Source organism: Desulfogranum aggregans (genome assembly GCF_055398265.1).
Map to the genome: position 1 here is coordinate 2,814,116 of NZ_AP042447.1, position 25,688 is coordinate 2,839,803.

At 55.9% G+C, this 25,688-nt stretch carries 23 protein-coding genes; 16 read left to right on the top strand and 7 right to left on the bottom strand.

Features of this window, described 5'->3' with window-relative positions; translation table 11 throughout:
- Positions 1–19 precede the first annotated feature (19 nt).
- The 6 genes from ACZ52Z_RS12390 to ACZ52Z_RS12415 form a co-directional block, all read right to left on the bottom strand.
- Positions 20–1,204, bottom strand: coding sequence for a glycosyltransferase family 2 protein (locus tag ACZ52Z_RS12390; protein WP_464267092.1), 1,185 nt, complete (start codon positions 1,202–1,204; stop codon positions 20–22).
- Entirely contained in the window at positions 1,204–1,875 is a 672-nt protein-coding gene (locus ACZ52Z_RS12395; RefSeq protein ID WP_464267093.1) for a methyltransferase, read from the bottom strand. The genes ACZ52Z_RS12390 and ACZ52Z_RS12395 overlap by 1 nt, the downstream gene beginning before the upstream one ends.
- Positions 1,862–2,188: a methyltransferase family protein gene (locus ACZ52Z_RS12400; protein ID WP_464267094.1), complete on the bottom strand. Its 327-nt coding sequence runs from the start codon at positions 2,186–2,188 to the stop codon at positions 1,862–1,864. The genes ACZ52Z_RS12395 and ACZ52Z_RS12400 overlap by 14 nt, the downstream gene beginning before the upstream one ends.
- Positions 2,189–2,265: 77 nt before the next feature.
- Complete coding sequence (locus tag ACZ52Z_RS12405; protein ID WP_464267095.1) at positions 2,266–2,949, bottom strand: CBS and ACT domain-containing protein; 684 nt, start codon at positions 2,947–2,949, stop codon at positions 2,266–2,268.
- A 93-nt stretch (positions 2,950–3,042) separates the two neighbouring features.
- A complete protein-coding gene (locus ACZ52Z_RS12410; RefSeq protein WP_464267096.1) occupies positions 3,043–3,429 on the bottom strand; it encodes a hypothetical protein in 387 nt (128 codons plus the stop codon).
- Entirely contained in the window at positions 3,429–4,382 is a 954-nt protein-coding gene (locus ACZ52Z_RS12415; RefSeq protein ID WP_464267097.1) for a helix-turn-helix transcriptional regulator, read from the bottom strand. Before ACZ52Z_RS12415 ends, ACZ52Z_RS12410 begins: the two co-directional genes overlap by 1 nt.
- A 350-nt stretch (positions 4,383–4,732) precedes the next feature.
- Between ACZ52Z_RS12415 and ACZ52Z_RS12420 the strand changes: the two genes are divergently transcribed.
- The 10 genes from ACZ52Z_RS12420 to ACZ52Z_RS12465 all read left to right on the top strand — a co-directional run bounded on the left by ACZ52Z_RS12420 (position 4,733) and on the right by ACZ52Z_RS12465 (position 15,694).
- Positions 4,733–4,936, top strand: coding sequence for a hypothetical protein (locus tag ACZ52Z_RS12420; RefSeq protein WP_464267098.1), 204 nt, complete (start codon positions 4,733–4,735; stop codon positions 4,934–4,936).
- A gap of 505 nt (positions 4,937–5,441) precedes the next feature.
- On the top strand, positions 5,442–6,107 hold the full coding sequence (locus ACZ52Z_RS12425) for an arylesterase (protein WP_464267099.1): 666 nt from the start codon (positions 5,442–5,444) through the stop codon (positions 6,105–6,107).
- Positions 6,107–6,766 (top strand): ABC transporter ATP-binding protein, encoded by a 660-nt coding sequence (locus ACZ52Z_RS12430; RefSeq protein ID WP_464267100.1) that lies wholly within the window; start codon positions 6,107–6,109, stop codon positions 6,764–6,766. The genes ACZ52Z_RS12425 and ACZ52Z_RS12430 overlap by 1 nt, the downstream gene beginning before the upstream one ends.
- Positions 6,763–9,321, top strand: a complete 2,559-nt coding sequence (locus ACZ52Z_RS12435) for an ABC transporter permease (RefSeq protein ID WP_464267101.1) — start codon at positions 6,763–6,765, stop codon at positions 9,319–9,321. Before ACZ52Z_RS12430 ends, ACZ52Z_RS12435 begins: the two co-directional genes overlap by 4 nt.
- Before the next feature lie 286 nt (positions 9,322–9,607).
- Positions 9,608–10,648, top strand: a complete 1,041-nt coding sequence (locus tag ACZ52Z_RS12440; RefSeq protein WP_464267102.1) for a TRAP transporter substrate-binding protein — start codon at positions 9,608–9,610, stop codon at positions 10,646–10,648.
- Between the two features lie 38 nt (positions 10,649–10,686).
- Entirely contained in the window at positions 10,687–11,193 is a 507-nt protein-coding gene (locus ACZ52Z_RS12445; protein WP_464267103.1) for a TRAP transporter small permease, read from the top strand.
- Complete coding sequence (locus tag ACZ52Z_RS12450; protein WP_464267104.1) at positions 11,190–12,467, top strand: TRAP transporter large permease; 1,278 nt, start codon at positions 11,190–11,192, stop codon at positions 12,465–12,467. Before ACZ52Z_RS12445 ends, ACZ52Z_RS12450 begins: the two co-directional genes overlap by 4 nt.
- 11 nt (positions 12,468–12,478) lie before the next feature.
- Complete coding sequence (locus tag ACZ52Z_RS12455; protein WP_464267105.1) at positions 12,479–13,852, top strand: FAD-binding oxidoreductase; 1,374 nt, start codon at positions 12,479–12,481, stop codon at positions 13,850–13,852.
- On the top strand, positions 13,849–15,081 hold the full coding sequence (locus tag ACZ52Z_RS12460) for a (Fe-S)-binding protein (RefSeq protein WP_464267106.1): 1,233 nt from the start codon (positions 13,849–13,851) through the stop codon (positions 15,079–15,081). The genes ACZ52Z_RS12455 and ACZ52Z_RS12460 overlap by 4 nt, the downstream gene beginning before the upstream one ends.
- A 46-nt stretch (positions 15,082–15,127) precedes the next feature.
- On the top strand, positions 15,128–15,694 hold the full coding sequence (locus tag ACZ52Z_RS12465; protein ID WP_464267107.1) for a helix-turn-helix domain-containing protein: 567 nt from the start codon (positions 15,128–15,130) through the stop codon (positions 15,692–15,694).
- On the opposite strand, the gene ACZ52Z_RS12470 is transcribed toward ACZ52Z_RS12465, so the two are convergent.
- Entirely contained in the window at positions 15,669–16,526 is an 858-nt protein-coding gene (locus tag ACZ52Z_RS12470) for an HAD family hydrolase (protein WP_464267108.1), read from the bottom strand. The genes ACZ52Z_RS12465 and ACZ52Z_RS12470 overlap by 26 nt on opposite strands.
- A 460-nt stretch (positions 16,527–16,986) precedes the next feature.
- On the opposite strand from ACZ52Z_RS12470, the gene ACZ52Z_RS12475 reads away from it, so the two are divergent.
- The 6 genes from ACZ52Z_RS12475 (at position 16,987) to hypD (ending at position 25,622) form a co-directional block, all read left to right on the top strand.
- On the top strand, positions 16,987–19,176 hold the full coding sequence (locus ACZ52Z_RS12475; protein ID WP_464267109.1) for a C25 family cysteine peptidase: 2,190 nt from the start codon (positions 16,987–16,989) through the stop codon (positions 19,174–19,176).
- 133 nt (positions 19,177–19,309) lie between these two features.
- Complete coding sequence (locus tag ACZ52Z_RS12480; RefSeq protein ID WP_464267110.1) at positions 19,310–20,701, top strand: DUF401 family protein; 1,392 nt, start codon at positions 19,310–19,312, stop codon at positions 20,699–20,701.
- Positions 20,702–20,805: 104 nt separating this feature from the next.
- Complete coding sequence (locus ACZ52Z_RS12485) at positions 20,806–21,270, top strand: NfeD family protein (RefSeq protein ID WP_464267111.1); 465 nt, start codon at positions 20,806–20,808, stop codon at positions 21,268–21,270.
- Entirely contained in the window at positions 21,270–22,214 is a 945-nt protein-coding gene (locus ACZ52Z_RS12490) for an SPFH domain-containing protein (RefSeq protein ID WP_464267112.1), read from the top strand. Before ACZ52Z_RS12485 ends, ACZ52Z_RS12490 begins: the two co-directional genes overlap by 1 nt.
- Before the next feature lie 140 nt (positions 22,215–22,354).
- Positions 22,355–23,257 carry a glycyl-radical enzyme activating protein gene (locus ACZ52Z_RS12495; protein ID WP_464267113.1) on the top strand — a complete coding sequence of 301 codons (903 nt, stop codon included), beginning with the start codon at positions 22,355–22,357 and terminating at the stop codon, positions 23,255–23,257.
- A 4-nt stretch (positions 23,258–23,261) separates the two neighbouring features.
- Positions 23,262–25,622, top strand: a complete 2,361-nt coding sequence (hypD, locus tag ACZ52Z_RS12500; protein WP_464267114.1) for a trans-4-hydroxy-L-proline dehydratase — start codon at positions 23,262–23,264, stop codon at positions 25,620–25,622.
- The last annotated feature ends 66 nt before the right edge of the window (positions 25,623–25,688 follow it).

Genomic DNA, 25,688 nt, shown 5'->3' on the forward strand with positions numbered 1-25,688 from the left:
TGGTCGACGAGCCCCTGACTTACCGCCAGCGAAACAGCCACCCAACGGTGACGATCGGTTCAACTTCCCGCAGCGCCGACAGGGGGTAAAGGGTCCCACGCCACCATATGCCCTGATGATAGAGGGTCGTCACCGTGGCCCGGAGAGAAATATAGAGCAAGAAATAAGGGGCCAACCAGAAAAAAATCATGCTGCTTCCCGGTACCTGCATTGACCGGGCATTTACCCGAAAGGCTGCTGCCCTCAACAGCACCGAACCCATGCACAGCCACCGGGGAGGACCGTCCAACAACACTACTCCCCACAGGGGTAAAATACTGAACACGATAATGATCAGTGCTCCGGCTATCGATTGCCACACCGAATAGTTATAGAAGGCATACACATTCTTCATCAATCCGGCGATCATCTCTCTGAGGTCGGCGTACCACGCAACAGAAACAAAGCGTTCTCCCCGCAGACAACCCTGGTGAAACCCGGCCTGCTTAAGCACCTTGCCCAGCACAATGTCGTCAATGGGATGCAGTGGATTCCGCTCGTGTCCGCCTGCTGCCCTGTAGGCCTTACGGCTGACCAGGTTAAAGGCCCCGATGCCGATAAAGTATTTACTCTTAGGATCAGCCACCCTCCAGGGGCGAAGGAGCAATAATAACCCGGTCATGGCCTCGACAATCACCGCATTGAGCAGGTTACCCGGGGTCGTATTCCTGAACAGAAGGGTCAGGTGATCAAGTTTTTTGGCCTGTACCCAGGACATAGCCCGGCACAGGGTTGTGGGTGCAAAGCGGATATCTGCGTCTGTAAAGAGTAGGAATTCGCCCCTGGCCATTGCCGCACCAAGGTGCAGGGCATGATTTTTCCCCAGCCATCCCTCGGGGAGCGTCTCTATGGTTAACGCGGTGACCCGCTTGTATCGGCGGGAAAAGTCCTCAATCACCGTGCCGGTTCCATCAATCGAGCGATCATTTATGGCAATTATTTCCAGATGCGGATACTCCTGGCCGAGTAGAGAGTCGAGGGTCGGGCCGATATGTTGTTCCTCGTTGCAGGCCGGTATGATTACTGATATCAGGGGAAACTGCGTGACTATCCTTTCCGGGCAACAGGGTACCTGCTCAAGCCCCTGCAGCCGCAGGCGGGCAATCAGGGAATAGAAGCAAATGGTTCCCGCAGCAATAAGCACCATTGCTGCCCAAAAAAACATCAGCAGACACCGTGAATGATGGAAGAATTATTGGGGCCCAGCGGTGAAAACCGTCTAATTCCGACTACGCCTGCCTGGAGGAGCATATCGCGAACCTCCCCTTCACTATAGGTTCTGCCGGCAGGATTGTTGACCAGCATATTCAAGGCAAAGAGTGCGGCAAATTCTGGCCCATCCTTGGTCTCATCAAGAAAAAAGTCATGAATCAAGATCATCCCGCCGGGTGTGAGGGCTTCTGCACATTTGCCGATCAGGGCCGTGCTCGCATCCGGCCCGAGACCATGCAGTACATGTGACATCCACACCACATCATAGTCCCCTTTGGGCAGCGGATCGGTGGTAAAATCTCCACTGGTGAATCTGATCCGCTCCTCCATGCCGTATTGGCGGACAGTAGCCGCTGCAATCGGTTCAGTGGTCGACCGATCAAAAAGGGTAGCCCGCAACCTTGGGTTGGCCTGGCAAAAGTGGATGGCATAGGTCCCCGGACCGCCGCCGATATCCAGGAGGTGAGTGCGGCCACCCAGATCGATCTCGGCCGCAAAACGCGGTGCGGTGAGCAGGGCAAGGTTCAACATGCCGAGGAGAAAGTTGGTGCGCTCCTCGGCATTTTCAGGGTCATGCTGGATGCACGGTTCACCGGTGACCACTGCCCGGTCACCAGCAATCAAGAAGGTCGTGATGGTGCAACAGGATATGCCGAATATTGGCCGGAGACTTGCTGCTGAGCAGTTGGGCGGCTGCATCGCTGTCAGAGTAGCGCTCATTGCGCTTCTCCAGCAGTCCCATGGCTGTTAACGCATTGAGCAAATAGGCAAGTCCACGCCTGTCTGCAGACAGCTGGTCAGCGAGTTCCTGCAGCGCATGCCACCCGCCGTCCAGCAGGGTAAAGAGGTCCAGGCGTACCCCGGCCTGCAACGTGCAGCTACGCCAGTAACTGTTGGAGGTGCGAAGCAGTTCATTTGCGCTCCAGCGGTGCACCATAGGTCCCTCCAAAAAAAACAGCCGGGGGATACCCGGCCGTCAATCGTGTTCATCGCTCATTATCCTGCGATCCGTCCCTATTCCAGCGCTGACGCAGGCAAAAAAGGCGTCAGGTCTTTTTCATATCGCGTAAGCACTTTAAAGCCGCCCTGCTCCAGGGCAAGCACCGCTTTTGCCCCGTCATCGCCGGCAATACGGATCACCAGGTGGGTGATGCCGGGATAATCCCTGGTCGGCCAGCAGAAGAGACTCTGGATATTGATCTGCTCCTTACTCAAAATATTGGTGACCTCAGCCAGTCGGCCTATGCTGTCATCAACAAAGACGCCCAGACGAACGCTGTCGTCACTCATGCCGATGGCACTGAGCAGCACGCCCATTACATCGGTACTGGTGATTATTCCCAGAAGTTCATCCTTGTCCACCACCGGCAGCGAACTGATATTATTGGTCTGCATGACGTATGCTGCCCGTTCAATGGTGGTGTCCGGCGGTACGGTGATCACCGTCTTGACCATGATCATCCCCACCTCGACTTTCTGCAGCAGGTAATTGAGTTCATGGGTGGAAAGCGCTGTAGCCGGAGAGGCCCAGTTCTGTTTTAAGTCACGGTCTGAGAGGATACCAACCAGTTGTCCGCGTTTATCGACCACCAACAGGTGATCAATGGACTTCTCTGCGATGAGATCACGGGCCTCAACCAGGGTGGTTTGCGGGCTGACAGTGACCAGTTCGGTGTGCATTATTCTCCCGATATACATATACGATTCTCCTTAATGAATGTCCGGCGACGAAGCTGACCCAGTTGCTACAACTGAAAAAATACATTCTTTCCGGTAAGAAAGCAAGGGTGCTTATGTATTGATCTTTGTGGTTATCATGGCCCCGCTGTCCGGATGACGAAACCGGATTTCACCCTGCAGTTGGCCGGGAGCCACCGGCATGGACAACCGCATAACCACCGTATGATTTCCGGGGCGGGCATGCTTGAACAGCCATTTGACAGTGGCTCCCTTTGTCCCTCCCGAGGGGTTGGGACTTGCCGAGAGCAGCCGTACCCCCTTGGGGAGGCGCTGCAAAACGATAAAAGCCATGGGCGCGGGATCAGAGACCACCAACTGTATAGTCACCTGATCGGATCCGGCTCCCTGGTAGCGACCGGTTACGCTGTTTTTTGCATGCAGATGCTGAGGCCAGACCATGCCGGTCACCAGAAGTAGAAAAAATAATCTTCGCGTCATTACTGCTCTCCTCGCTGCGTAGTGCGGCCTGAATCGGGTATAAATTGTTGACGTTCTTCATCCCAGCGATATCCGCCAGCCAGCCACAGGTTCTCCACCCCGGTGAAATCGACCGGTACAGTTCCCGGTAAAGAATAACTCTCGTAGGCTTCTAGAATTTCCTCATCGGTAATAACAAAATCCCGGTCATTGTCTGCCCAGTGGTAGGCCGTTATCCTGACCGCATCATCGCCCACGATGGACGTGCCCCGTTTTTTCACCTTGCCGGAGACGCAGTCGCCGGAAAATCGAAGCGACTCCCCTTTTTCTGCTGCTGGATCAGGATGCACCATATACATGAATGCTGCCTCTCCCTGCCGGAGCCGGCCAATCCAACGCGGCTGTTGTCCATATTCCTTCACACCTGGCGCGGAAGCGGCTTTTATGGCAACAGCGCGGGCCTGCCCGACGATGGTCTCACGAAGCAGGATAGGCGCATCAATGGAGGCATCGGCCTGCAACCGTATGATGACCGGAAATGGCAGGTGCGGTGCCGTATGCGGCGGCAGACTTCTGGAGGCGGTGATGTGCACCTCCTGATTGAGGTAAAACCAATAGAAACCAGCTCCACCTGTCAGTAGGAGGATCAGCAGCACCAGAATCCCGAACCTGAACACTTGCGGCACATCTAGGAAAGACCGTTTTTCCTCCCCTTTGGAGTCTTTGCCCGCGGCAGCGGAAGGCACTGGCTTTTTCTCGTCCTGCGGTTGTTCGAGAATGCTCTCTAACGGGACATCAAGGGCTTCGGCGAGTTTCTGAGCATTTTCAAACTTGATTGCCGGATACTTCTTGTTTTCCCACCGTGAGATGGTATCCGTCGTGACCCCCACCACTGTTGCAATATAGAGCTGGGTGAGATCTTTTGCCTCACGAAATGCACGAACGGCTTTGCCATCGATCTTGACGCTGCTCATTGCCTATATCTGATGAATTGGCAAGCAGAGGGTTCCGTCGCCTGCCTGGTTGTTTTTTTTGTATAACTCATCTTTGTCCACGTTGCCTTTTCGGCTCTTCATCCGGCTTTCGGGTAACGGTAACCCCCGGGCACCCGGCTGGGCTTTGGCCGCTGTCCATCGGTCTTCTGCTATCCATACCATTTTCCCTGCCTCTTTTCCCGCGTTTCTCACGATGTCGGGACGACATGACCCGATATGGCGCGTATGTCCATCGATGTCGACTGACAACGTCTGTCCCCTCTCCTATGGTGTGAAGCAGAGATGAACAACAGGATTTCCTTTCCCTACAACCCAAGGAGGTACTTCCCATGAAACACACACTCTCTATTGTACTGGTCGCCATTGCTCTGGCATTCGGTCCCGGTCTGGCACATGCCAAGACGCTTCGCTGTACCATCATCGACATTGAGGACAATAAGGTGACCATGGAATGCAAAAGCGTGGACGGCTTATCCACAGGGGTGGATGTAAAACTGCGCACGTCCGGCAAAAAAGCCATTGAAGGCTGTTAATCTCCACAGCAGAGGTAGGCACGATGAAAACACTGTACTCCACTCTTTTAGTGGCAGGAGGATTGTTTGTCTCCCTGACAGCCCTGTCCGTACCCGCACAGGCAGGGCACATCGGTTGGGCACCGGGTGGAAACTCTTCTGTTCATATTGGCATTACCTATTCCGACCACCGCTACGTTCACCCGCCGGTCCGTTCCCATCAAAAACGGACAGTGCATGTCCAAGACAGACATGGACATCGAATAATGTCCACCCGCGTCCACCCATGTCGATCATGGCACCGACCTGGTCGTCACTGGCATAAACCACATTGGCGAAACAAGCACCATCGCTCTCATCATCGATATCGCCACTAGCAGACTACTCTCCTGATGCTCTCTCCCCGGCCCGATGCTTCACCAAGTATCGGGCCTTTTTCCGTTTCCCCCTTGTGCGGGGGAAAAAAATACCCATTGTATACGCCAGGGTACAATCTATTCCGCTCTCTCAAGGTTTTGCTGATTCTATGAACATCGTGCGTTTCGTCGTTTTCCAGCTGGCCCTCGTTGTGTTGTGGCTTCCCGTCCAGGCACCAGCGACCACCATCCTCTTTCTCGGCGATTCATTAACTTCGGGATATGGGGTGGAACGCAGCGAGGCCTATCCTTCCCTGATCAGCAACATGCTGCAACAGGATTATCCGGAGACCATCACCATTATCAACGGGGGCATCAGCGGCTCAACCTCGGCAGGAGCCCTTTCCCGGCTTCGATGGTATGCACAGGTTCAACCAGACATCCTCTTTCTCGCCCTGGGGGCCAACGACGGCCTACGCGGTCTTGCCCTGGACCAGCTCAATCGCAATCTTGAACAGGTCATCCAGCAGGCCAAACAACAGTCAATGGTCGTGATTCTCGCCGGCATGATGGTGCCGCCGAATTACGGTAAAGAATACAGCACCGGTTTTCGCCAGGTGTATGTACAACTTGCAGAGAAATATGACCTTCTTTTCGTACCTTTCCTGCTCGACGGGGTAGCGGGACGCGAGGCATTCAACCTGGCCGACGGCATCCATCCCAATCCCCAGGGACACCGGCAGATCGCCCTGCTTGCCTATCCTTACATCGTTCATGCCCTGCAAAGGCTTACGCCCTCACCTGAGCAAACATCTCTCCTGTCTACCGGTAAATAATGCTTACTGCAACCCAGCTTCATAAGGCCTACCAACAAGCCGGCAAGCCTGCCTTGCCTGTACTTCAGGGTATTGACCTGCACCTTGCCCCCGGGGAAACCCTTGCCGTCACCGGGCCCTCGGGAAGCGGCAAATCAACCCTGCTCGCCTTACTCGGTGGTTTGGACAGGCCGGACAGCGGTTCCATTTCCATTGATGGCTGCGACATCACCAGCATGAACGAAGGAGAGCTGACGGATTTCCGAGGCCGCCGAATTGGCATTGTTTTTCAACAGTTCCACCTGATGCCTCACTTAAGCGCAGAGGAAAACATCAGGCTGCCGCTGGAGATCAACCATGGCACCGATATTACCCCTCGAGTTGATGCTATTCTTCAGAAGACGGGACTTGTCGACAGAAAAGATCACCTTCCAGGTCAACTCAGCGGCGGTGAATGCCAACGGGTGGCTATTGCCCGGGCGCTGGTCATCCAACCAGATATCCTGCTCGCCGACGAACCCACTGGTAATCTGGATAGCGATACCGGCAACGCCATCTCGGACCTGCTGTTCCAGCTGGTGGATGAATTTGGCATGACCATGGTTGTCGTTACCCATAATCCGGCACTTGCCGAACGCTGCCGACGACGTGTCAACATTTTTCGGGGCAAGCTCCAATGAACAGCTGGCTGAAATTAGGCTGGAAAGACCTTTTCCGCCACCGGCGCCTGACCCTGCTCTTTACCTGTAACCTGACTATCGGATTGATCGGACTGGTTTCCATCGGCTCCCTGGAAAACTCCTACATCCGCTACCTGGAAAACAGCCTCCAGGAAATTCTTACTGCCGACCTGATGGTCTACAGCTCACGCCCGCTCAAATCCGACGAGCAGCAGGTCATTCACGACACCCTCGGCAGCGAGGTGACCACCTCCCGTCAGGTCGCCTTCTACTCCATGGTCAAGGGAACCAACAATGCTATCCTCTGCCGAATCGTCGCCATTGACGACAACTATCCCCTGTATGGTGGTTTCGTCTATTCCAGTGCGCAATCCCACCAGAAGGTGATTTCGTTGCTGCAAAGCGGCCCCCGGCTTCTCGTAACCAGGGAGACTGCCGCCGCACTGGGTGCGGACCAAGGCGAGTGCGTCCAGATAGGCAAGGCCCGGTTTGCGGTCGCAGCCTTCTATGACAAGGCGCCCGGCAATGACTTGACCTCCATCGACCTGGCACCGAAGATATTTCTCGGCCTGAGTCAGCTTGAGCAGACCGGCCTGATCCGGTTTGGCAGCCGAATAGGCCATCTGGTCTACTACCGTCTTGCTCCTGCAGTCGATGCCAGGGCAACAACAACGGCGCTTCGCAGCCGTCTGGACGCCCTGGCTGATGGTGATTCGCCCCTGCGGGTCTTTGACACCCACGATATCAACCGGCGAATCGGCCGGCTTGCCGATTATTTTTTCGGCTACATGGGTTTGGTCGGAACCGTGGCCCTTTTTCTTGCCGGCATTGCGGCGGCTTACCTCTTTCGTGGCTATTTCCAGGGCAGAGTAAAAGAAATTGCCATCCTCATGAGTCTTGGGGCCAAACGGCACCACTGCATGCTGCTTTTTCTTCTCCAGCTGGCAATGATGGGGTCGACCGCCGCCTTGTTGGCCGCCCTGGTCACCTGGTGCACCCTTCCACTTATCCCGGCAATCTTTGGCGGTGTCCTGCCAGATGGATTTTCAGTTGCTCTCCACCCGGGAACCATGCTCATCACCTTCCTGCTGGGTATTTCGTGCAGCTTTCTCTTCTGTCTCCCCGAACTGATCAAGCTCTCATCGATCAGGCCACTGCACCTGCTGAAAGAGGGAGCAAGTTGGAATGCGCAGCACCCATCACAAAGCAGTCTGCGTTGGTGGCTCAGTCTGCTCCCGGCTACCGCGCTTTTTCTGCTGCTGGCGATCCTGCTGACCTCCTCCGTCCTCCAGGGGGCCGTCTTCACTGCAGGGGTTGCGGCAGCCATGCTGCTTTTTGGTGTCATCGGCCGGCTGTTTCTCGCGCTATGCCGCCGCCTCTCCTCACGCTCCACCGGCCTCAGGCGGATTACGCTTCGCAACCTCTACCGCAACCGTTTTTCCTCGCTTTCGGTATTTATCACTATTGCCACCGGAGTGTTTCTGCTTAACCTGATACCGCAAATCCAAAAAGGACTGCAGGATGAAATCAGCCAACCGGACGGCTTACGCATACCTGTTTTCTTCCTGGTAGACATCCAGGAGGAACAACGAAACGAACTGATCAATTACTTTGAGCACCGGGCAGCTGAACTTTCTTCCCTCTCCCCCATGGTCAGAGGGCGAATCGTCTCCATCAACGGTACCCCTTTTCACCAGCATCGCATCCAGGCAGACCGAAAGGGACGCGGCGGATTGCGGCGAACGGAATTCAACTTTTCCAGCCGTGATACGCTTGATCCCTCGGAAACCATCATCGCCGGTGAGCGGCTGACCACTGTTCCCTGGTCTCCCCGGACCGGAGCCCCCTTTGAGATCTCCATCGCCCAACATTTCGGCAAACGGTATGATCTGGGCCTGCATGACCGCATGCTCTTTGATATTCAGGGCATCCAGCTGGAAGGGAAGGTGGTGAATATCCGCAAGGTCCGTTGGAACAGCTTTCAGCCCAACTTTTTTCTTTTATTCCAGACAGGAGTGTTGGACAACGCCCCCAAGACCTATCTGGCCTCGGTAAGCGATGTCGCTCCAGAGGCGCAAATGCAGCTCAAAGCAGGCATTGTCGACCGGTTTCCCAATGTATCGGTTATCGATGTTACCGCCACCATCACCACCCTTATGGACCTGACCGACAAATTGACCTTTTCCATCAGGTCCATGGCCCTACTGGCCATCGGTGCCGGTCTGACTGCGCTCTATTCCATTGCCGGCAACGAGGCCGCTGCCCATGACAAGGAGATCAACCTTCTCAAAGTCCTGGGAGCGCGGTTTGCTTCGATCAGATTACTCGCGGTCATGGAATTCGGTATCCTCGGCTGCACCGCCAGCCTGGTTGCCGTTATACTGAGCAGCGGCCTTTCCTATCTGTTTTCCTGGTATTTTTTCGATCGCCTCTGGAGCGTGAACCTGCCGGCAACCCTGACCATAGCAACCGTGACTATCCTCACCTGCATCGTTACCGCCGCCCTGGCTACCCGATCGGTAATCCGTCGCAAACCTGTGTCTCTGCTTCGGTAACCCCAACCTACGGACAGAGAAATCAGCTGCCCCAAAGTTTCCTATCGAGAAACACCCGTCTTTTCCCTCACCAACAAGGAGACTACAACACATCGAAACAAATATGTTTTTTTCAAAACTCTCCATCGTCCCTGTTTCTACACAGAGGAATAAGTTGACAATTAGAAAACCACCGGTATGATCGACCGGATTATTACCCAAAATGAACCATGGCCCATAGGCCCTGCGACCCGCCCCCTCTAGGAGGAGGGCAGGTCTTCCTTCAAGCGATGCATGAGAGAACACCATGACCACCACCATTCCCTGTACATTCAAGTTGCTAACTGTCGCCGCCCTGTCCCTGGTGCTCCTGACGGGCATGCCCTCGATCAGCCAAGCCGCCTCTGTAAAATTCGGCCATGTGGCACCACCCTTCCACGGCCAATCCAAAGGGGTTGAGGCCTTTGCCGCCTATGTAAAGGAAAACACCGACGGCCGGATCGATATCGCCACCTTTCCGGCAGGTCAACTGGGTGGTGAACGCTCCATGGCCGAACAGGTGCAGAGCGGCACCCTGCAGCTGGCTACCGTCACCACGGCGGTCATGCAGAACTTTGTTCCCCAGGCCGCCGTCATGGACTTACCCTTTCTTTTCCCCGACCGGGCCACCGCCTATGCCACTCTTGACGATGCCGAACTGCAGGAAAAATTCTTCTCCTACTTTCCGAAAAAAGGGTTTATGGCCATAGGATGGACCGAGAACGAGATCCGCGATTTTTCCAACAACAAACGCCCTGTCCATACCCCGGAAGATATCAAGGGCCTTAAGGTACGGGTCATGAATTCACCCGTTTACCTGGATACGTTCCGGCAGCTTGGTGCGTCCCCGGTGGGTATACCCTTTCCTGAGATTTACAATGCCCTGCAGACAGGGGTGATCGATGCCCAGGAAAATCCGCTCCTCACCACCGTGCTCGCCAAGTTCACTGAGGTCAACAAGTATGTGACCCTCACCCAGCACAGCGTGACCGAGTGCGTTATCATTGTCAGCATGGATTACTGGGATACCCTGAGCGATAAGGACAAGGCAATTTTCCGCGAGGCTGCCAAGGTGGCCATTGCCACCAACCGCCGGGTTAATGCCGAGCTTCATCAGAAACTGCCCAAGAGCGGCATTTCTATAGCCCAGTATGCCAAGGAAAACGGAGTCGAAATCATCCGCCTCAGTGATGAAGAACGGGAGCAATTTCGTCAGGCCATGCTGCCGGTGTGGGATAAGTACCGGAAAAAAATCGGTAGTGACCTTTTTGACTTTGTGCAGCAGAAAATACAGGAGCATCAGCAGTAGCAGCTGCACCCTCGACCGACAGGAGCTAACGCAGGAACATGGCGGCAAAAGGTATTATTCAATGGCTGGACCGGCTGGAAAAGACCGTCCTGGTGTGGACGATCCTGGGTCTGGCGATTATCGGTGCGGTGCAGGTCCTCACCCGTTATGCGCTCAACTACAGCTTTACCTGGTATGAAGAGCTTGGCCGCTACCTGGGGGTATTCATCACCTTTCTCGGGGCAGCCATCGGCGTCAAGACCGGCGGACACTTCACCATGGATCTTCTGGTCACCAGGTTGAACAAACCGTGGAAACAACTCCTTCAATGCACCACGGCCCTGCTCTCCGGCTCTTTCTGTCTGCTGGTGGTGGTGTATTCCATGAAAATTGTACTCCGCATGCACGGATACGAGACGACTTCCCCGACCATGGAAATCCCCATGTACCTGGCCTACCTGCCGATCCCTTTTTTTTCCCTGGTAATGAGCATCCGTTTTTTTGCTGCCGGCTTCCTGTTCATCCTCCAGTTGCGTCAAGCGTCGATCAGGGAGGAAAGGGGATGATTGCGGTTGTCTGCGCCTCTTTTTTTCTGCTCCTTTTCGCCGGGGTGCCCATTGCCATCATCCTGGGGATAACCACCGCCCTCTCGCTGGTATTCTTTACCGGCACCCCGCTGCACATCATTGCCCAGCAGCTGTTTAATGCCCTGGACAAGTTTGTGCTCCTGGCTGTTCCGTTTTTTATCCTGGCCGGCTCACTCATGACCCACGGCGGCATTGCCCGGCGCCTGATCAACTTTGTCAACGCTCTGGTAGGCTGGTTCCCCGGCGGGCTTGGTATGGCCGGCATTCTGGGGTGCATTTTTTTTGCCGCCATCTCCGGCTCCTCTCCGGCCACAGTGGTGGCAATCGGCTCGATCATGATCCCCGCCCTCATCAAGGCCGGTTACCACGAACGCTTCTCCCTGGGGCTGATCACCGTCTCCGGTTCGTTGGGCATCGTTATCCCTCCTTCCATTCCCATGATCCTTTACTGTCTGGTGATGAACGTTTCAGTGGCGGAAATATTCATGGCCGGCGTGCTGCCTGGGTTGCTGATTGGCTGCGCCCTGATGGCCTTCACCTTTCTGGTTGCCCGAAGGTGCAACTGGCGAATTGAAAAACAGGCCTCGCTGGGCGACATCCTTACTGCCGCCAGACAGGGATTTTGGGCCCTGTTGTTACCCTTGCTCGTACTGGGCGGCATCTACTCCGGCCTTTTCACTCCCACCGAGGCCGCTGCGGTGAGCGTTGTCTATGCCCTGGTAATCGAGTTATGCGTCTATAAAGAGATCAGGTTTCGGCAACTCACCGATATCTGCACCGAGGCGTCGGTCCTCTCCGCCTGTCTGCTCTTCATTCTCGCCTGTGCCATGACCTTTCTGTGGCTGCTGACCGCTGAACAGATTCCCCAGCAACTGGCAGACATCATCATCACCCACATCCATCACCCATGGATGTTCCTGCTGTGCGTCAACCTCCTTTTCCTGGTGCTTGGCTGCTTTATGGATGATGTCAGCGCCATGCTGATTCTGGCACCCTTATTTTATGAAACCCTGAACCGCTACGGCATCGACCTGGTCCATTTCGGGGTAGTCATGGTGCTCAATATCCAGTTGGGCATGCTGACCCCACCCTTTGGGCTCAACCTTTTTGTTGCCTCCGGACTGACCAAACGCCCATTGGTCACCATTGCCAGAGGCGTACTGCCTTTTCTGGGGATTATGCTCCTCTGCCTGATGCTGGTCACCTACATCCCCTCGATTTCTCTTCTCCTGCCCGAGCTGCTGCTCAGGTAACTGAACGCGCTATGCTTACCACTTCCACCAGACAACAACTTTCCGCCATCGTCGGGCCAGAACGATACATCGACGAGACCGAGATCCTGGCCTGCTATGCCTATGACTCGTTTCTCGAAGAATCCATGCCCGAGGTGGTCCTTTTTCCGCTTACCACCCAGGAGGTATCAGCCATCCTCCAGGTGGCCTCCGCAGCAGGGGTTCCTGTGACCGCACGCGGTGCAGGAACCAGCGTCTGCGGGGCCCCGGTGCCGATACGGCACGGCATCGTGCTCTGCTTCTCCAAAATGGACCGAATCCTTGAGGTCAACACCCGCGACCGGTATGCCATTGTCCAGCCTGGGGTGATCAACGGCGATCTGCAGCGTGCGCTTGCGCCTTCCGGTTTCTTTTTCCCGCCTGACCCCGGCTCCATGGAGTTTTCCACCCTTGGCGGCAATGTGGCCCAGAACGCCGGCGGACCGCGCTGCCTCAAATACGGGGTTACTGTTGACTACGTTCTGGGCATGGAGGTCGTTCTGGCCTCCGGCAAGATTGTCCGCTTCGGCAGCAGAAACATCAAAGATGTTACCGGTTACAAACTTTCCGCCCTCTTCTGCGGGTCGGAGGGGACACTGGGCATTGTCACCGAAATCATCCTCCGGGTCATCCCCGCACCGGAAACCACCCAGACCCTGTTGGTCACCTTCGCCGACCTGGACAACACCGCCCAGGCGGTAGCCGAGATCATCGGCTCCGGCATCCTCCCGGTATCCATGGAACTGATGGACAACATGACCATCAATGCCATCGAAGATTCGGTGCAGCTGGGCCTGCCGAGGGAAGCGGCAGGGTTGCTGCTTATTGAGGTGGACGGCATCAAACAGGCGTGCGAACGGGAACGGGAGCTGATCGTGGCCAAGGTCGAAGAGCATGGCGCGACCGGTATTCAGGAGGCTGCAACCGCAGAAGAACGCGATCGGTTATGGGCAGCTAGAAGGGCGGCTTACGGGGTATTTGCCAAGATTGCGCCAGACATCCTTTCCGAGGATGTGACCGTCCCGGTAAGCAAGGTGCCGCAGATGATTAAACGCATCAATGCGATTACCGCCCACTACCAGCTCACTTCAGGGGTATTGGCACACGCCGGCGATGGCAATATGCATCCCCTGATCTGCGCCGACCGCAATAACCGCGAAGAGTGGCAACGGGTGGAAAAGGCTTTCAGGGAAATCTTTGCAGCTGCAGCCGAACTCAACGGTACCTTGTCCGGCGAGCACGGGATAGGCTTGGCCAAGGCCGAATTTCTCCCGCTGGTTATGGGTGACGACACCCGCGAATTCATGAAGGTCATCAAACAGGCGGTGGACCCGCAAGAGATCCTCAATCCGGGCAAATTCGTATGAGTACGCAACACAGCGGCAACTGCGGCAAGTGCGGTATCTGCCTCACGGTCTGCCCGGTGTACAAAGTGCTCAAGGAAGAGCATGCCTCTCCTCGAGCCCGGGTGCAGCTCGCCAGGGCCTACAGGGAAAAACGGTTGTCCTCCTCGGCCCTGCTCAAAGAACTCATCAGTAAATGCCTCATGTGCGGCAGCTGCTCAGCCATCTGCCCTTCCGGGGTTGATCACGAGTCACTATTTATGGAGATGCGGTCACGGCTCATCCGCGATCATGGCGAGCGCCCGGAAATAAGAAGCCTGGTGTACCTGCTCGCCAGGGAGCGACGACTGCGTCTGGCTGCCGGAGCGGCCCGCCTGGGGAGGAATCTGCTTCCTGCCGGGGTTCAACAGCGGTGCACCCTGGGCAACATCCCGCTGTCCAACCTTCCCAGTCTGCAGCACTCCCCGTTTCGCGCCACAGCGGCAGAGAACAACCCTCCCCTGAGCGAGGAACAGGGCGTGGTTCTTTACTTTACCGGCTGCGCGACCAATTATCTCTATCCCGAGACCGGTCACGCCACTGTCGAACTCCTCACCGCCATGGGGTACCGGGTCATCATTCCCCGCCAGCAGACCTGCTGCTCCCTGCCCATGCTCCTCCACGGTGGGGAGGAACAGGCAAAACACAATATCCTGCAGAATATCAGCTGCCTGCGGGACACCGACGCCGAGGCGGTTATTGTCGACTGCCCCACCTGCGGGATGGCGCTGAAAGAACGGTTTCCCGAACTCATGCACGCCTACGGAGAGGACGAAGGACCGGCTCGCGCACTCAGTGCCAAGGTCACCGACCTCATGAGCTTTGTCTTTCACCGGCTGAGGCTATTTCGCAAACAGCTGCACGATCCCAACAGGACCTTGCCTGCAGTGACCTACCACACGCCCTGCCATCTGAAAAACACCTTTGTTTCCGCGGAAAGAGTCCTGGAGGCATTACCTGAAATCACTTATCTGCCGAGCGCCGACCGATCAGCCTGCTGCGGCGGAGGCGGTACATTTTTTTACGAATACCCCGAGGTATCGGCCCGCATGGGTAGAGACAAGATCGCCAATGCCCTGCAGACAGGTGCACGCATATGGCTTACCGATTGTCCGGTCTGTCGTCTGAATCTTGCTGGACAGCTTGAAGCTGATAGTGAGCTTACCGTCATGCACCCGGCCCGCTACCTGGCCATGCTGCTGAAATCTGCATAACGGCTTCCTGTACCGCATCCAGCGATATCTTGGTCACACGTGAACAATGGATGAAAAAACTATAGCTGCCAACATCCAGCAATCGAGAAAAGAGCGGCAGATGACCCTGCAGGAGCTTGCAGACCGTGCCGGCCTGACAAAGGGGTACCTCTCTAAAATTGAACGCTCAGAAAAAGCCCCCCCCTACTCCACCCTCAGTAAGATAGCCGATGCCCTTGGCGTGGAAATAACCGATATCTTCAGGCAGGAAACCGGGCATGCCCGGGACAGGTCCATCGTTGTCGGCAGGGGGAAGGATGGCCGCATCATCCGCGAAAGTTCCCATTATGTCGGCTATGACTACACAGTACTTGCTGCGGATAAACCGGGAAAAAATATGGAGCCCTTTATCATCTACGCTCCGTTTGCCTTTCCCCAGTTGTTCACTCACGAGGGAGAGGAATTCATTTACGTCCTGGAAGGAACCATGGAATTCCAATACGGCGACCAGACCCATGTTCTTGATGCCGGCGATCACATTTACTTTGACTCGAGAACGCCTCACACCGGCCGCAGCCTTGGCGAAACACGTGCCAAGCTGATGGTGGTCATATACTTCTACAAACGCCGGTAACCTGACTCTCCCCGGCATGCTCCCTGATGGCATGATACACCCCGTGCTCATCGTTGGACAACGTCAACAGGTATTTTTTTCGCAGTTCTGCCGGGGCATTGGCTACCACGTAACTGAGGCCGGTGAAATCCAGTAAGTCGATATCATTGTAATCATTGCCTATGCCCATGGTTCGAGCGACCTCGAGGTGCAGGTAGTCACACAGCCACCTGGCGGCGCCACCCTTGGAGATCCCCGACGGATAAACTTCCATCCAGATGGAGCGGTGATCAAGCGGAGAGGTTGCCCTGATAACCTGGTATCCGGTAAAAAAGGCTTTGATGCGTTCAAAAAACGAGGGGTCCTCCGGCAATATCGCGATGATCTGGGCTGACCTTTCGGGCAAGGCGGCAATGCAGTTCAAGGGATTGGCGTAGCCGCGATAGGCTTCCAGCCTTCTCCGGAAATCAGGATTATAGTCGCTGCTCTGGTGGTACATAAAACAATGATTTTCAGGCACCTCATGGTGAACCATAAAATCCAGCCCGTGGCTGAGCATTCGCCTGGCAATGATATGGATATCCTCCCCGGTAAACGGCTTGGAGAAAAGCAGTCTCCGGCTACGGGCTTCAACAATCCCGGCTCCGGAAGAAACTATCAGGTAGTCTGCCGGAAAATCCCGGGTAATGACCTTTTGCAGGGAAAAGTAGGAGCGCCCGGTGGCAATCACCCGGGAAATTCCCCGCTCCTGCAATCCGCGGAAGAGGGCAAGGGTACGCCTGCTGACCTCTTTTTCCGTGGTCAGCAGGGTCCCGTCGAGATCGGTAAAAACAATATCAACATTTCTGGACATACTCGCCTGTTGTTTGGTTGAAGGGAAAGACACTCGACAACAAGGCTCTTCCCCTGCACGATCTTGCCTCCGTGGTTCAACCAAACCACGGCAAACCCACTCCGTCAAGAGGAGGCGCAGGTCACCACCCCACTCAACCCGGTCCTTTTTCAACCGGGTGCGCCATGGTGCCTGGTTGATATCCACCATCGCGGTGCTGCAAATGCACCACCACTGACCTCCCATCCCTCACACCAATGAGAAGGTATCACTCTCTCCATCCCCGGCAATGCACGCCCTGCGGCTTTTACAAATACCTGGCACGATACATGCTTAATTTTGCGCAGTTCACCCCTGTGCAGCCGGTGTGGGGATAGCCGCATGCCTAACCGGCAGGCAGGTGCCAAGGAAAAGGAAGGCACGGAGCCCCGAGGTGTTCAACACCGTGTACCCTGCTATTCCACCACTTCAAGGAGGAGATATGAACCATCTGCCGACAATCAGCCGGTTAATTATTCCGTTCGTGAGCCTCTTCCTGCTCATCCCGGCAACCGTGATCGCCCAACAAAGGACACCCCAGCGTGGTTTTCCGGACATTAATATCTCCACTCCACGCCAGGGTGAGCAATTCCTTGATCCAACACTCAGCACCACCCTCTCTTTCACTGTCAGAGACTGGTCCTCTCCAGCCCACATCCTGGCAGAGGTCACCGGTGAACACACAGGGATTTTTTTCACCATTTGCGGGGATCGAGAGCGCCCCTGTGCCGGCAGGCCCCCCCTTTACACCTTTGATCTCCAGTTGCCGGCCTTTGCAGGAAACAATACCCTGAAGCTTATGGTTACCAACAAGCTGGGAAAAACCTCCCAGCTGCTGCGCAGCTTCACCATGCAGCATTTTGACGCAGTAAGCCCAACCAGTCCACCACCAGTTCCACCGATTGCGCCGACATCACTTGCCGCACCAGAAGAAGACCACGGATCCTATACCCCGATGATGCAGGACGATGCCCGCTACCAACTGCTTATCCTCACCCACAGTAAAAAACAAACCGTGGGCAATAGCCAGCAGCTGGATGGATTCGGAAAAATCCTTCTCCCCCTGGTGGAGCACAAAAACCGCACCGGCATGCCGACCATCATGCTGCTTCTCGATGACCTGTACCAAGAACCTCAGCTGCGCGGGCGGGATCATGCCGAGATCATCAAAAACGCCATCGCACTGGCCAGAAAACGATGGGGTATCAGGTATGTGATGCTTGTTGGGGACTGCGACAGATTTCCGGTCCGTTACACCAAAACCTATGACCTGGGGCACTGGGGTCACGCCTATGCCCCCTCCGACCTCTACTATGCGGATCTTTTTGACCAGGGAGGAGCCTTCCAGAGCTGGGACCATGACAACGATGACCGTTTCGGCGAGATGCAGGCAAATTATGCCCAAAATGCCGACGACCTCAACCAGGACAAACTGGACCTGATACCTGATGTGGCGGTGGGCAGGGTGCCTGTGTCCACCGAAGAGGAACTGAGGACCTACGTCCACAAGGTCATCACTTACGAAACCACAGCGAGCAGCGACTGGTTCAAACGGGCTCTGCTCCTGACCGGTGACTATCCATGGTCCAACAGCACCAACAATCACATAGGTACCCAGCTGCAATCCCTTTCCTTTAACACCGTCAAGCTCTACCATGACCAGATCTGGCCCACGACCACGCCTGCTCAGCGTCGTCTGCTCATCGAGAACGAGCTGAACAGGGGGGTGGGGTTCCTCAGCTATGTCGGCCATGGCTGGGGGGTCAACCCGCCGGCAGCCGATGGGGGCGGCTGGGGCGGCTGGTACGACTATACAGCCATTCCCCTGCTGAATAACTCAAAGAAGTTGCCGGTCATTTTTTCAGCTGCCTGCAGCACCGCCATGTTCCATACCGGGAATGGTCCCTATTTTGCGAAATGGGGATACGAGTACCAGGGGGCCCCATATGGAGAAACACGCTTTGCCAAGTACAAATGGGGTCCTGAACCACTCGGGTTGTCCCCTTCCGGGTACGATGTCGATGCCCTGGCTGAGCATTTTCTGGTAAAGCACAACGTGGGGGGCATTGCCTTTATCGGTTCCTATACCGGCACCCAGGGAGACAGCCATACCCTGGCGAAGTTCTTTTTTGAACAGTACGCCGCAGGCGCTGATACCCTTGGTACCGCATGGAATGGCGCGCTCACAAAATTTGTTGCCAACGTCATCAACGGACTCACCTATCCGGGTACCAGCTGGTACACGGCAGCACAGTACCATCATATCCACAAGATGCTGCTTTTTGGCGATCCTTCGCTTCGACTCGGCGGGGTCCGCCCGGACCTGATCCCTGTTCCCTCACCGGCAGGCCACTTCTGCAGGATACGGGATGGTCACCTGGTGGTCACGGTACAAAACCAGGGTGGAGGAACCTCCGGAACCTCAACCACCCTGGTCGACTTTGGCCGCTTCGGCCTCTTTGCCCAGCCGACTCCGGCGCTCAACGCTGGACAACAGGTGGACCTGCTGTTCACCTTACCCCGTGGGTGCTTTAATCCTGATTGCGACTTCTCCATTACCATTGATGCCGGCCAGGAAGTGGAGGAAAGCGACGAGGGAAACAATAGAGCCACCGGTAAATGTGTCGGATGAGAAACAAGAAGACTGAGTGGAAGGCACGCTGTCCGGTTGCACTCCGGGGCAGCGTGCCCTTGCCCTGGTCCCTGCCGATCACCAGGTTGCGGTACCTCCACCCACGCTGTTTCATTCTGTAGGGGCGAGATGAGTGACTTCTTCCCTGTGCTCCTGTATAGTCTCTGCCTGGAGAGTGGGCAAGGATTCCCGCTGCTTTGCCCTTTCCCGCCTTACGCTCAACTCACCACAGGATATCCGGATGCATGGGATCATGGGGCTGCTCCCCTATATGAAAGTTGCCGCTGCTTTTGCGCTGATACTCTGCTGTATCCGCTTTAAGCTGGGATTATGGTTGGCTGTACTCGTCGGTTCGCTGGCAACTGGCCTCCTGTTCGGTCTTGACGTCGGTCAATGGCTGCAGGTCAGTATTCTTGCTCTGGGCAACGAGAAATTCCTTCTCCTGATAGCCATTGTCGGCCTGATCCTGCTCCTGTCAGACAGTCTTGAGCGTTCCGGACAGTCGCAGCGATTGATGGAGGCCCTCTCCGGCTATCTGCAGGGCAACAAGCTGCGGCTCATCTTTTTTCCTGCACTCATAGGTCTGCTGCCCATGCCTGGAGGAGCGGTCTTTTCGGCACCCATGGTCAAAGCAGTATCTGCAGAGATGCCGATTCGGGATATTGACCGTGCCCTGATCAACTACTGGTTCCGTCATGTCTGGGAGCTGGCCTGGCCGCTGTATCCCGGGATTATTCTCATCGTTGCCCTGGCCGACATCCCTCTCTCTGCCTTTGTCTCCAGGAGCTGGCCCGGGGTTGCGGCCATGTTCGTCTTTGGCTGGCTTTTTCTTCTTCGACCGGCGGTACGGAATGTGAGCCTTTCCGCCGGGAAGAGGCAGTCTGTCGCCGAACCTCGTCTGTCGCTGGCAGTCAAAGAAGCCGTCCCTCTGCTTATCGCCATCATCGGTGCCATTGGATGCGAATCTCTGTTGGCCCGTTATGCGCCTCACCTTCCTTTTGAGTGGGGAGTCATAGGTGCGCTGGCCGTGGCAGTTGGAAGCGTCATGGTACAAAACAAGCTGGGCACCCGCTCCCTGACCAGCATCCTCGGCAAAAAAAGTCTCTGGTCCATGCTTGGGGTTATTGCGGCAATCTTCATCTACAAAGACACTATGCAGGCAGCCGGGGTCGTCGAGGCTATGGCTGCAGCAAGCGGCGACCAGGCTGCTCTCCTGGCCACGGCGATTTTCCTCCCCTTCCTGGTAGGGGTTGTCTCGGGAATCACCGTGGCCTTTGTCGGCGCAACCTTTCCGTTGCTACTCGGCCTGCTGGAGCTGATGCACCTGCAGGACCAGACCCTGGCTTACCTCATCCTCGCCACCTTCAGCGGCTTCACCGGAGTAATGATTTCACCGATCCACATCTGCTTCATGTTGACCTGTGAATACTTTTCCACCGACCTGATCACCACCTGGAAACAGCTGCTGCTTCCCTGCGGTGGCTGCGCCCTCACCGGAATTGCCCTATTCCTTTTTCTTCTTTGATAATTCCTCTATACCTGTGCTAAACTTGACGTATATGTGATGCTACTTTGCGTTCCCTCACTTTGAGCCGACATCGGCTCTGATCCGCCCCGCGGGAGCATACCATGATTGACCTGCCCATATCACCGGTGCTCGCCTGGTTCCTCATCGGCATAGCCTTTTATGGAATCGAGCTGGCCGTCCCCGGTTTTGTCATCTTTTTTTTCGGCATTGGTGCCTGGTGCACAGCCCTCGGGGTATACCTGCTGGACCTGGGCCTGACCAGTCAACTGATCGTCTTTCTGGCGGCCTCCCTGCTTTCTCTGGCAGCCCTTCGCTCCTACCTGCGCAGCGTGTTTCTGGGTGAACAAAAAGAAGAAACCGACAGTGTGGCTCTCAACCCCGCTCCCTCAACCGGAACCGTTATCGAAACCATTGACCCTCCAGCTGAAGGCAAAATTCGTTATGCGGGAACCTTTTGGACTGCTGCCGCAGATGAACGGATCGAAAAGGGACAGGTGGTGGAAATCGTTGATCAAGAGGACCTGCTGGTCAACGTTCGTCCGCTCAACCATGAAGGAGAAGAATAATGGAAATGCTCATCGGTGTTGGCGTACTGATTGTCTTTGTAGTTCTAATCCTCATCAAAACCGCTGTAGTAGTGCCCCAGCGCAATGAATATGTGATTGAGCGGTTGGGAAAATACCGAACCACCCTTTCTGCAGGTTTTCACATCCTCGTCCCTTTCCTCGACAAGGTCGCCTACAAACGCAACCTCAAGGAAGAACCCATCGACATTCCGGCGCAGACCTGCATCACCTCAGACAATGTCACCATGGAGGTGGACGGTGTGCTCTATCTGCAAGTGGTCAACGCCAGGCAATCGGCCTATGGGATCGAAAACTACCATTTTGCCGCCGCCCAGCTTGCCCAGACGAGTCTTCGTTCTGCCATCGGGAAAATAAGCCTGGACAACACCTTTGAAGCCCGGGAAGTATTAAACCAGCAGGTGGTCGATGCCTTGGATGAAGCGGCCCAAAACTGGGGTGTCAAAGTGCTGCGCTATGAGATCAAGGACATCCAACCGCCGCGATCAGTCCTGGAAGCCATGGAAAAACAGATGAAGGCGGAACGGGAAAAACGGGCCGAAATCGCCCGCTCAGAAGGCCAACGCCAGTCCCTGATCAACCGCGCCGAAGGGGAACGCGCCGAGGCGATTGCTCTCTCTGAAGGAGAAAAAATGCGCCGAATCAATGAAGCCGAGGGCCGTGCCCAGGAAATTCTCAAGGTGGCCGAAGCAACCGCCGAGGGACTTCGCAAGGTAGCGGAGGCCCTGAGCAACCCGGGCGGACAGGAAGCCGCCAACCTGGAAGTCGCAAAAAAATACCTGGAAGAATTCGGCAAGATGGCCAAAGAAAACAACACCATGATTGTTCCCGGCAACCTGGCCGACGTATCCACCATGGTCGCTACCGCCATGTCCACCCTGGATCACACCCGACAGCAGCCCGCAGCAGGTACTCCCGCCAGCTAGACGCCTGCACTTTCCTCCTTTCGTACGTCACGTCAGGGCCTTTGCTGCAAAGGCCCCTTTACTTGTCTGTACTTCAAGTCTATGGTGGAGTATATTCAGCTGGAACGTATGAATGATTTTCATTATCATTGCAACTGCCCATGAAAGGAACCCTCTTTGCCATCAAACGATATGCCCTCCACGACGGTCCCAATATCAGGACAACGCTCTTTTTAAAGGGGTGTCCGCTCTCCTGCTGGTGGTGCCATAACCCCGAAGGATTGAATGCGCAAACGCAGATGGTCTGGTCGGCTGAACGGTGTATCGGTTGCCTTGCCTGCGTGGACGTCTGCCCCCAGCAGGCTCTCCGCTCCTCCGGGCTCGGCATCCTACGTGACCAGCAGCAATGCCGCAGTTGCGGCGAATGCGCCCGCACCTGCCCGGCTTTGGCCCATGAGGCAACCGGCTGGCAGGCAGAGGTGGAGGAGGTAATGACGGAACTTGTCAAGGACATACCCTTTTTTGACCAGTCGGGCGGGGGGGTCACCTTTTCCGGAGGAGAGCCTCTGGTACAGCATCGTTTCCTGCTTGCCCTGCTCAAGGCAGCCGGCAAACTCGGCCTTCATCGAGCTGTGGACACCTCGGGGTATGCCACCAGATCCGTGATCGCTGCCGTTGCCGAGCACACTGATCTGTTCCTCTATGACCTCAAACATATGGACAACCGCCAACACCGGCACTACACAGGGGTGGATAATCGACCCATCCTGGATAACCTCCGGTTCCTGCTCGATCAGGGCCACCATGTTCAGGTACGGTTCCCCCTGATTCCCGGGATCAACGATGATTCCGCCAACATTAAGGCTACCGGCGACTTTCTGCGTTCGCTGCCCCGGGTGCGCACAGTGGATGTGCTCCCCTTTCATCCCTCGGCGCGTGCCAAGTACGCTAAGCTGGAAAGGCCTGACCAGGTCCGTCACATTGCAGCGCCGGCAACCGACCACGTCAATGGTATCGTTCAACAGCTCGAACGATTTGACCTTACCGTTCGCATTGGTGGATAGACAGATGAATCAACGTATCGAATACCTCCGACAGCAAAGTTTTACCGCACGACCGTCCATCTCCATTGAACGCGCACTGCTGGAAACGGCCTTCTACCGAGAGCACGGTGGCAAATATTCCCAGCCGGTTCTGCGGGCCCGTTTTTTCAGGCACCTGTGCGAACAGAAAACCATCTATATCGGCGACTACGAGTTACTGGTCGGTGAACGCGGCCCCGCACCCAAGGTCGTCCCTACCTTTCCTGAACTTACCTGTCATACAGCCGATGATCTGCAGGTGCTGGCCAGCCGGGAAATGACCAACTACCAGGTGAAGGATGAGGACATCGCCACCTATGCCCGGGAAGTCATTCCCTACTGGCAGGGACGTTCCATGCGCGACCGCATTTTTAATGATGTGCCGCAGGAGTGGCGCGATGCCTATACCTGCGGGCTGTTTACCGAATTCATGGAGCAGCGGGCCCCCGGCCATACTGCGCTCGACGGATCCATCTACCGCTACGGCATGGGCGATTTCAAACAGCAGATCGCCGAGCGCATCGCCCGACTTGATTACCGCAACGACCCCGAGGCAGCGGACCGGCGTGAACAGCTTACGGCCATGGATATTGCCTGTGACGCGGTGATCATCTTTGCCCACCGGCATGCAGCCCTTGCCGAGGAGATAGCAGCGGAGACGACGATCGAAGCCCGCAAAAAAGAACTGCTGACCATTGCCCGGGTCTGCCGCAGGGTCCCTGAATTCAAGCCGGAAACCTTTCATGAAGCGCTGCAGATGTACTGGTTCACCCACCTCGGGACCATTACCGAACTCAACGGCTGGGATGCCATGTCTCCCGGGCATTTGGACCAGCATCTCTACCCCTTTTACCGGCAGGAGGTCGACGCAGGGACCCTTGACCGTGCACAGGCCAAAGAACTGCTGGCCTGCCTGTGGATAAAGATAAACAACCAGCCTGCCCCGCCCAAGGTGGGCGTGACGGCCCAAGAAAGCGGTACCTATAATGATTTCACCCAGGTCAACCTGGGCGGCCTGCTTCCGGACGGCCGGGACGGCAGCAACGAAGTTTCCTATATTGCGCTTGAAGTTGCCGATGAGCTGCACCTGCTGCAGCCGCAACCCTCGGTGCACATCAGCAGCCGGACACCGAACCGTTTCCTCAAGGCTGCAGCACGAGTCATCCGCAAAGGATATGGTTATCCTTCGGTGTTCAACACCGATACGGTGGTGATGGAACAGCTGCGGGTCGGTAAATCGGTGGAGGATGCCCGTGAAGGCGGTACCAGCGGATGTATTGAAACCGGAGCCTTTGGCAAGGAAGCGTATATCCTCACCGGGTACCTCAATGTTCCCAAGATCCTGGAGATCACCCTTAACAATGGTGCTGATCCGCTGACCGGCAAACAGCTAGGCCCTGCAACCGGCGATCCCAGGACCTTCACCACGTATGGGGAACTCTACCAGGCCTTCACCCGCCAACTGGAGCATATCGTCGACCTCAAGGTCAGGGTCAACAACTATATTGAACGGATGTATGCCAAATATTCACCGGCCCCCTTCCTCTCGGTGGTGATCAATGACTGTATTGCAAAAGGCCGGGACTATTATGACGGCGGCCCCAGATACAATACCAACTACATCCAGTGCTGCGGTATCGGCACCGTCACTGATAGCCTGTCAGCGATCCGCACCCATATTTTTGAACAGAAGAACTGCACCTGGGACCAGCTGCTGGAGGCTCTGTCCGCCAACTTTGCCGACCATGAAGCACTGCGTCTGACCCTCTGGAACAAGACCCCGTTTTTCGGCAACGATGACGACCGGGCCGACACGATCATGCAGCAGGTCTATGGGACCCTGTTTGCCACTATCGATGGCCGGCCCAATACCAAAGGAACGGTGTACCACCTCAACATGCTCTCCACCACCTGCCACGTCTACTTCGGCAAGATGCTCGGCGCCACCCCTAATGGCCGGTTCGCTCACCAGCCGGCCTCAGACGGCACCTCGCCTTCCCATGGTGCCGACCGCAACGGTCCGACCGCAGTGATCAAGTCCCTGAGCAAGATGGACCAGACCAAGTCAGGCGGTACCTTGCTCAACCAGCGTTTTCTGCCCAGCGTCCTGGCCAGTGAGCAGGACCTGGATCAGCTCTGCGGCCTGGTACGTTCCTATTTCAATCTGGGCGGACACCATGTCCAGTTTAATGTGGTGGATACCGAGACCCTTCGTCAGGCCCAGCAACATCCGGACGAGTACCGTAATCTGCTGGTCAGGGTTGCCGGCTACAGTGATTATTTTGTTGACCTCGACGCCGACCATCAGGAAGAGATCATCCGCCGTACAGAGCAGCAGTTTGGGTAAATGGATTGACAGGCGAGCAATCACTGCTTGGGCTAGAGAGGGGAGCAGACGATGGCCGAAGAAGGC

Coding starts and splice junctions, on each gene's coding strand:
- ACZ52Z_RS12390 (WP_464267092.1), bottom strand. CDS start 1,204: ATGTTTTTTTGGGCAGCAATGGTGCTTATTGCTGCGGGAACCATTTGC.
- ACZ52Z_RS12400 (WP_464267094.1), bottom strand. CDS start 2,188: ATGGTGCACCGCTGGAGCGCAAATGAACTGCTTCGCACCTCCAACAGT.
- ACZ52Z_RS12405 (WP_464267095.1), bottom strand. CDS start 2,949: ATGTATATCGGGAGAATAATGCACACCGAACTGGTCACTGTCAGCCCG.
- ACZ52Z_RS12410 (WP_464267096.1), bottom strand. CDS start 3,429: ATGACGCGAAGATTATTTTTTCTACTTCTGGTGACCGGCATGGTCTGG.
- ACZ52Z_RS12415 (WP_464267097.1), bottom strand. CDS start 4,382: ATGAGCAGCGTCAAGATCGATGGCAAAGCCGTTCGTGCATTTCGTGAG.
- ACZ52Z_RS12420 (WP_464267098.1), top strand. CDS start 4,733: ATGAAACACACACTCTCTATTGTACTGGTCGCCATTGCTCTGGCATTC.
- ACZ52Z_RS12425 (WP_464267099.1), top strand. CDS start 5,442: ATGAACATCGTGCGTTTCGTCGTTTTCCAGCTGGCCCTCGTTGTGTTG.
- ACZ52Z_RS12430 (WP_464267100.1), top strand. CDS start 6,107: ATGCTTACTGCAACCCAGCTTCATAAGGCCTACCAACAAGCCGGCAAG.
- ACZ52Z_RS12435 (WP_464267101.1), top strand. CDS start 6,763: ATGAACAGCTGGCTGAAATTAGGCTGGAAAGACCTTTTCCGCCACCGG.
- ACZ52Z_RS12440 (WP_464267102.1), top strand. CDS start 9,608: ATGACCACCACCATTCCCTGTACATTCAAGTTGCTAACTGTCGCCGCC.
- ACZ52Z_RS12445 (WP_464267103.1), top strand. CDS start 10,687: ATGGCGGCAAAAGGTATTATTCAATGGCTGGACCGGCTGGAAAAGACC.
- ACZ52Z_RS12450 (WP_464267104.1), top strand. CDS start 11,190: ATGATTGCGGTTGTCTGCGCCTCTTTTTTTCTGCTCCTTTTCGCCGGG.
- ACZ52Z_RS12455 (WP_464267105.1), top strand. CDS start 12,479: ATGCTTACCACTTCCACCAGACAACAACTTTCCGCCATCGTCGGGCCA.
- ACZ52Z_RS12460 (WP_464267106.1), top strand. CDS start 13,849: ATGAGTACGCAACACAGCGGCAACTGCGGCAAGTGCGGTATCTGCCTC.
- ACZ52Z_RS12465 (WP_464267107.1), top strand. CDS start 15,128: ATGGATGAAAAAACTATAGCTGCCAACATCCAGCAATCGAGAAAAGAG.
- ACZ52Z_RS12470 (WP_464267108.1), bottom strand. CDS start 16,526: ATGTCCAGAAATGTTGATATTGTTTTTACCGATCTCGACGGGACCCTG.
- ACZ52Z_RS12475 (WP_464267109.1), top strand. CDS start 16,987: ATGAACCATCTGCCGACAATCAGCCGGTTAATTATTCCGTTCGTGAGC.
- ACZ52Z_RS12485 (WP_464267111.1), top strand. CDS start 20,806: ATGATTGACCTGCCCATATCACCGGTGCTCGCCTGGTTCCTCATCGGC.
- ACZ52Z_RS12490 (WP_464267112.1), top strand. CDS start 21,270: ATGGAAATGCTCATCGGTGTTGGCGTACTGATTGTCTTTGTAGTTCTA.
- ACZ52Z_RS12495 (WP_464267113.1), top strand. CDS start 22,355: ATGAAAGGAACCCTCTTTGCCATCAAACGATATGCCCTCCACGACGGT.
- hypD (WP_464267114.1), top strand. CDS start 23,262: ATGAATCAACGTATCGAATACCTCCGACAGCAAAGTTTTACCGCACGA.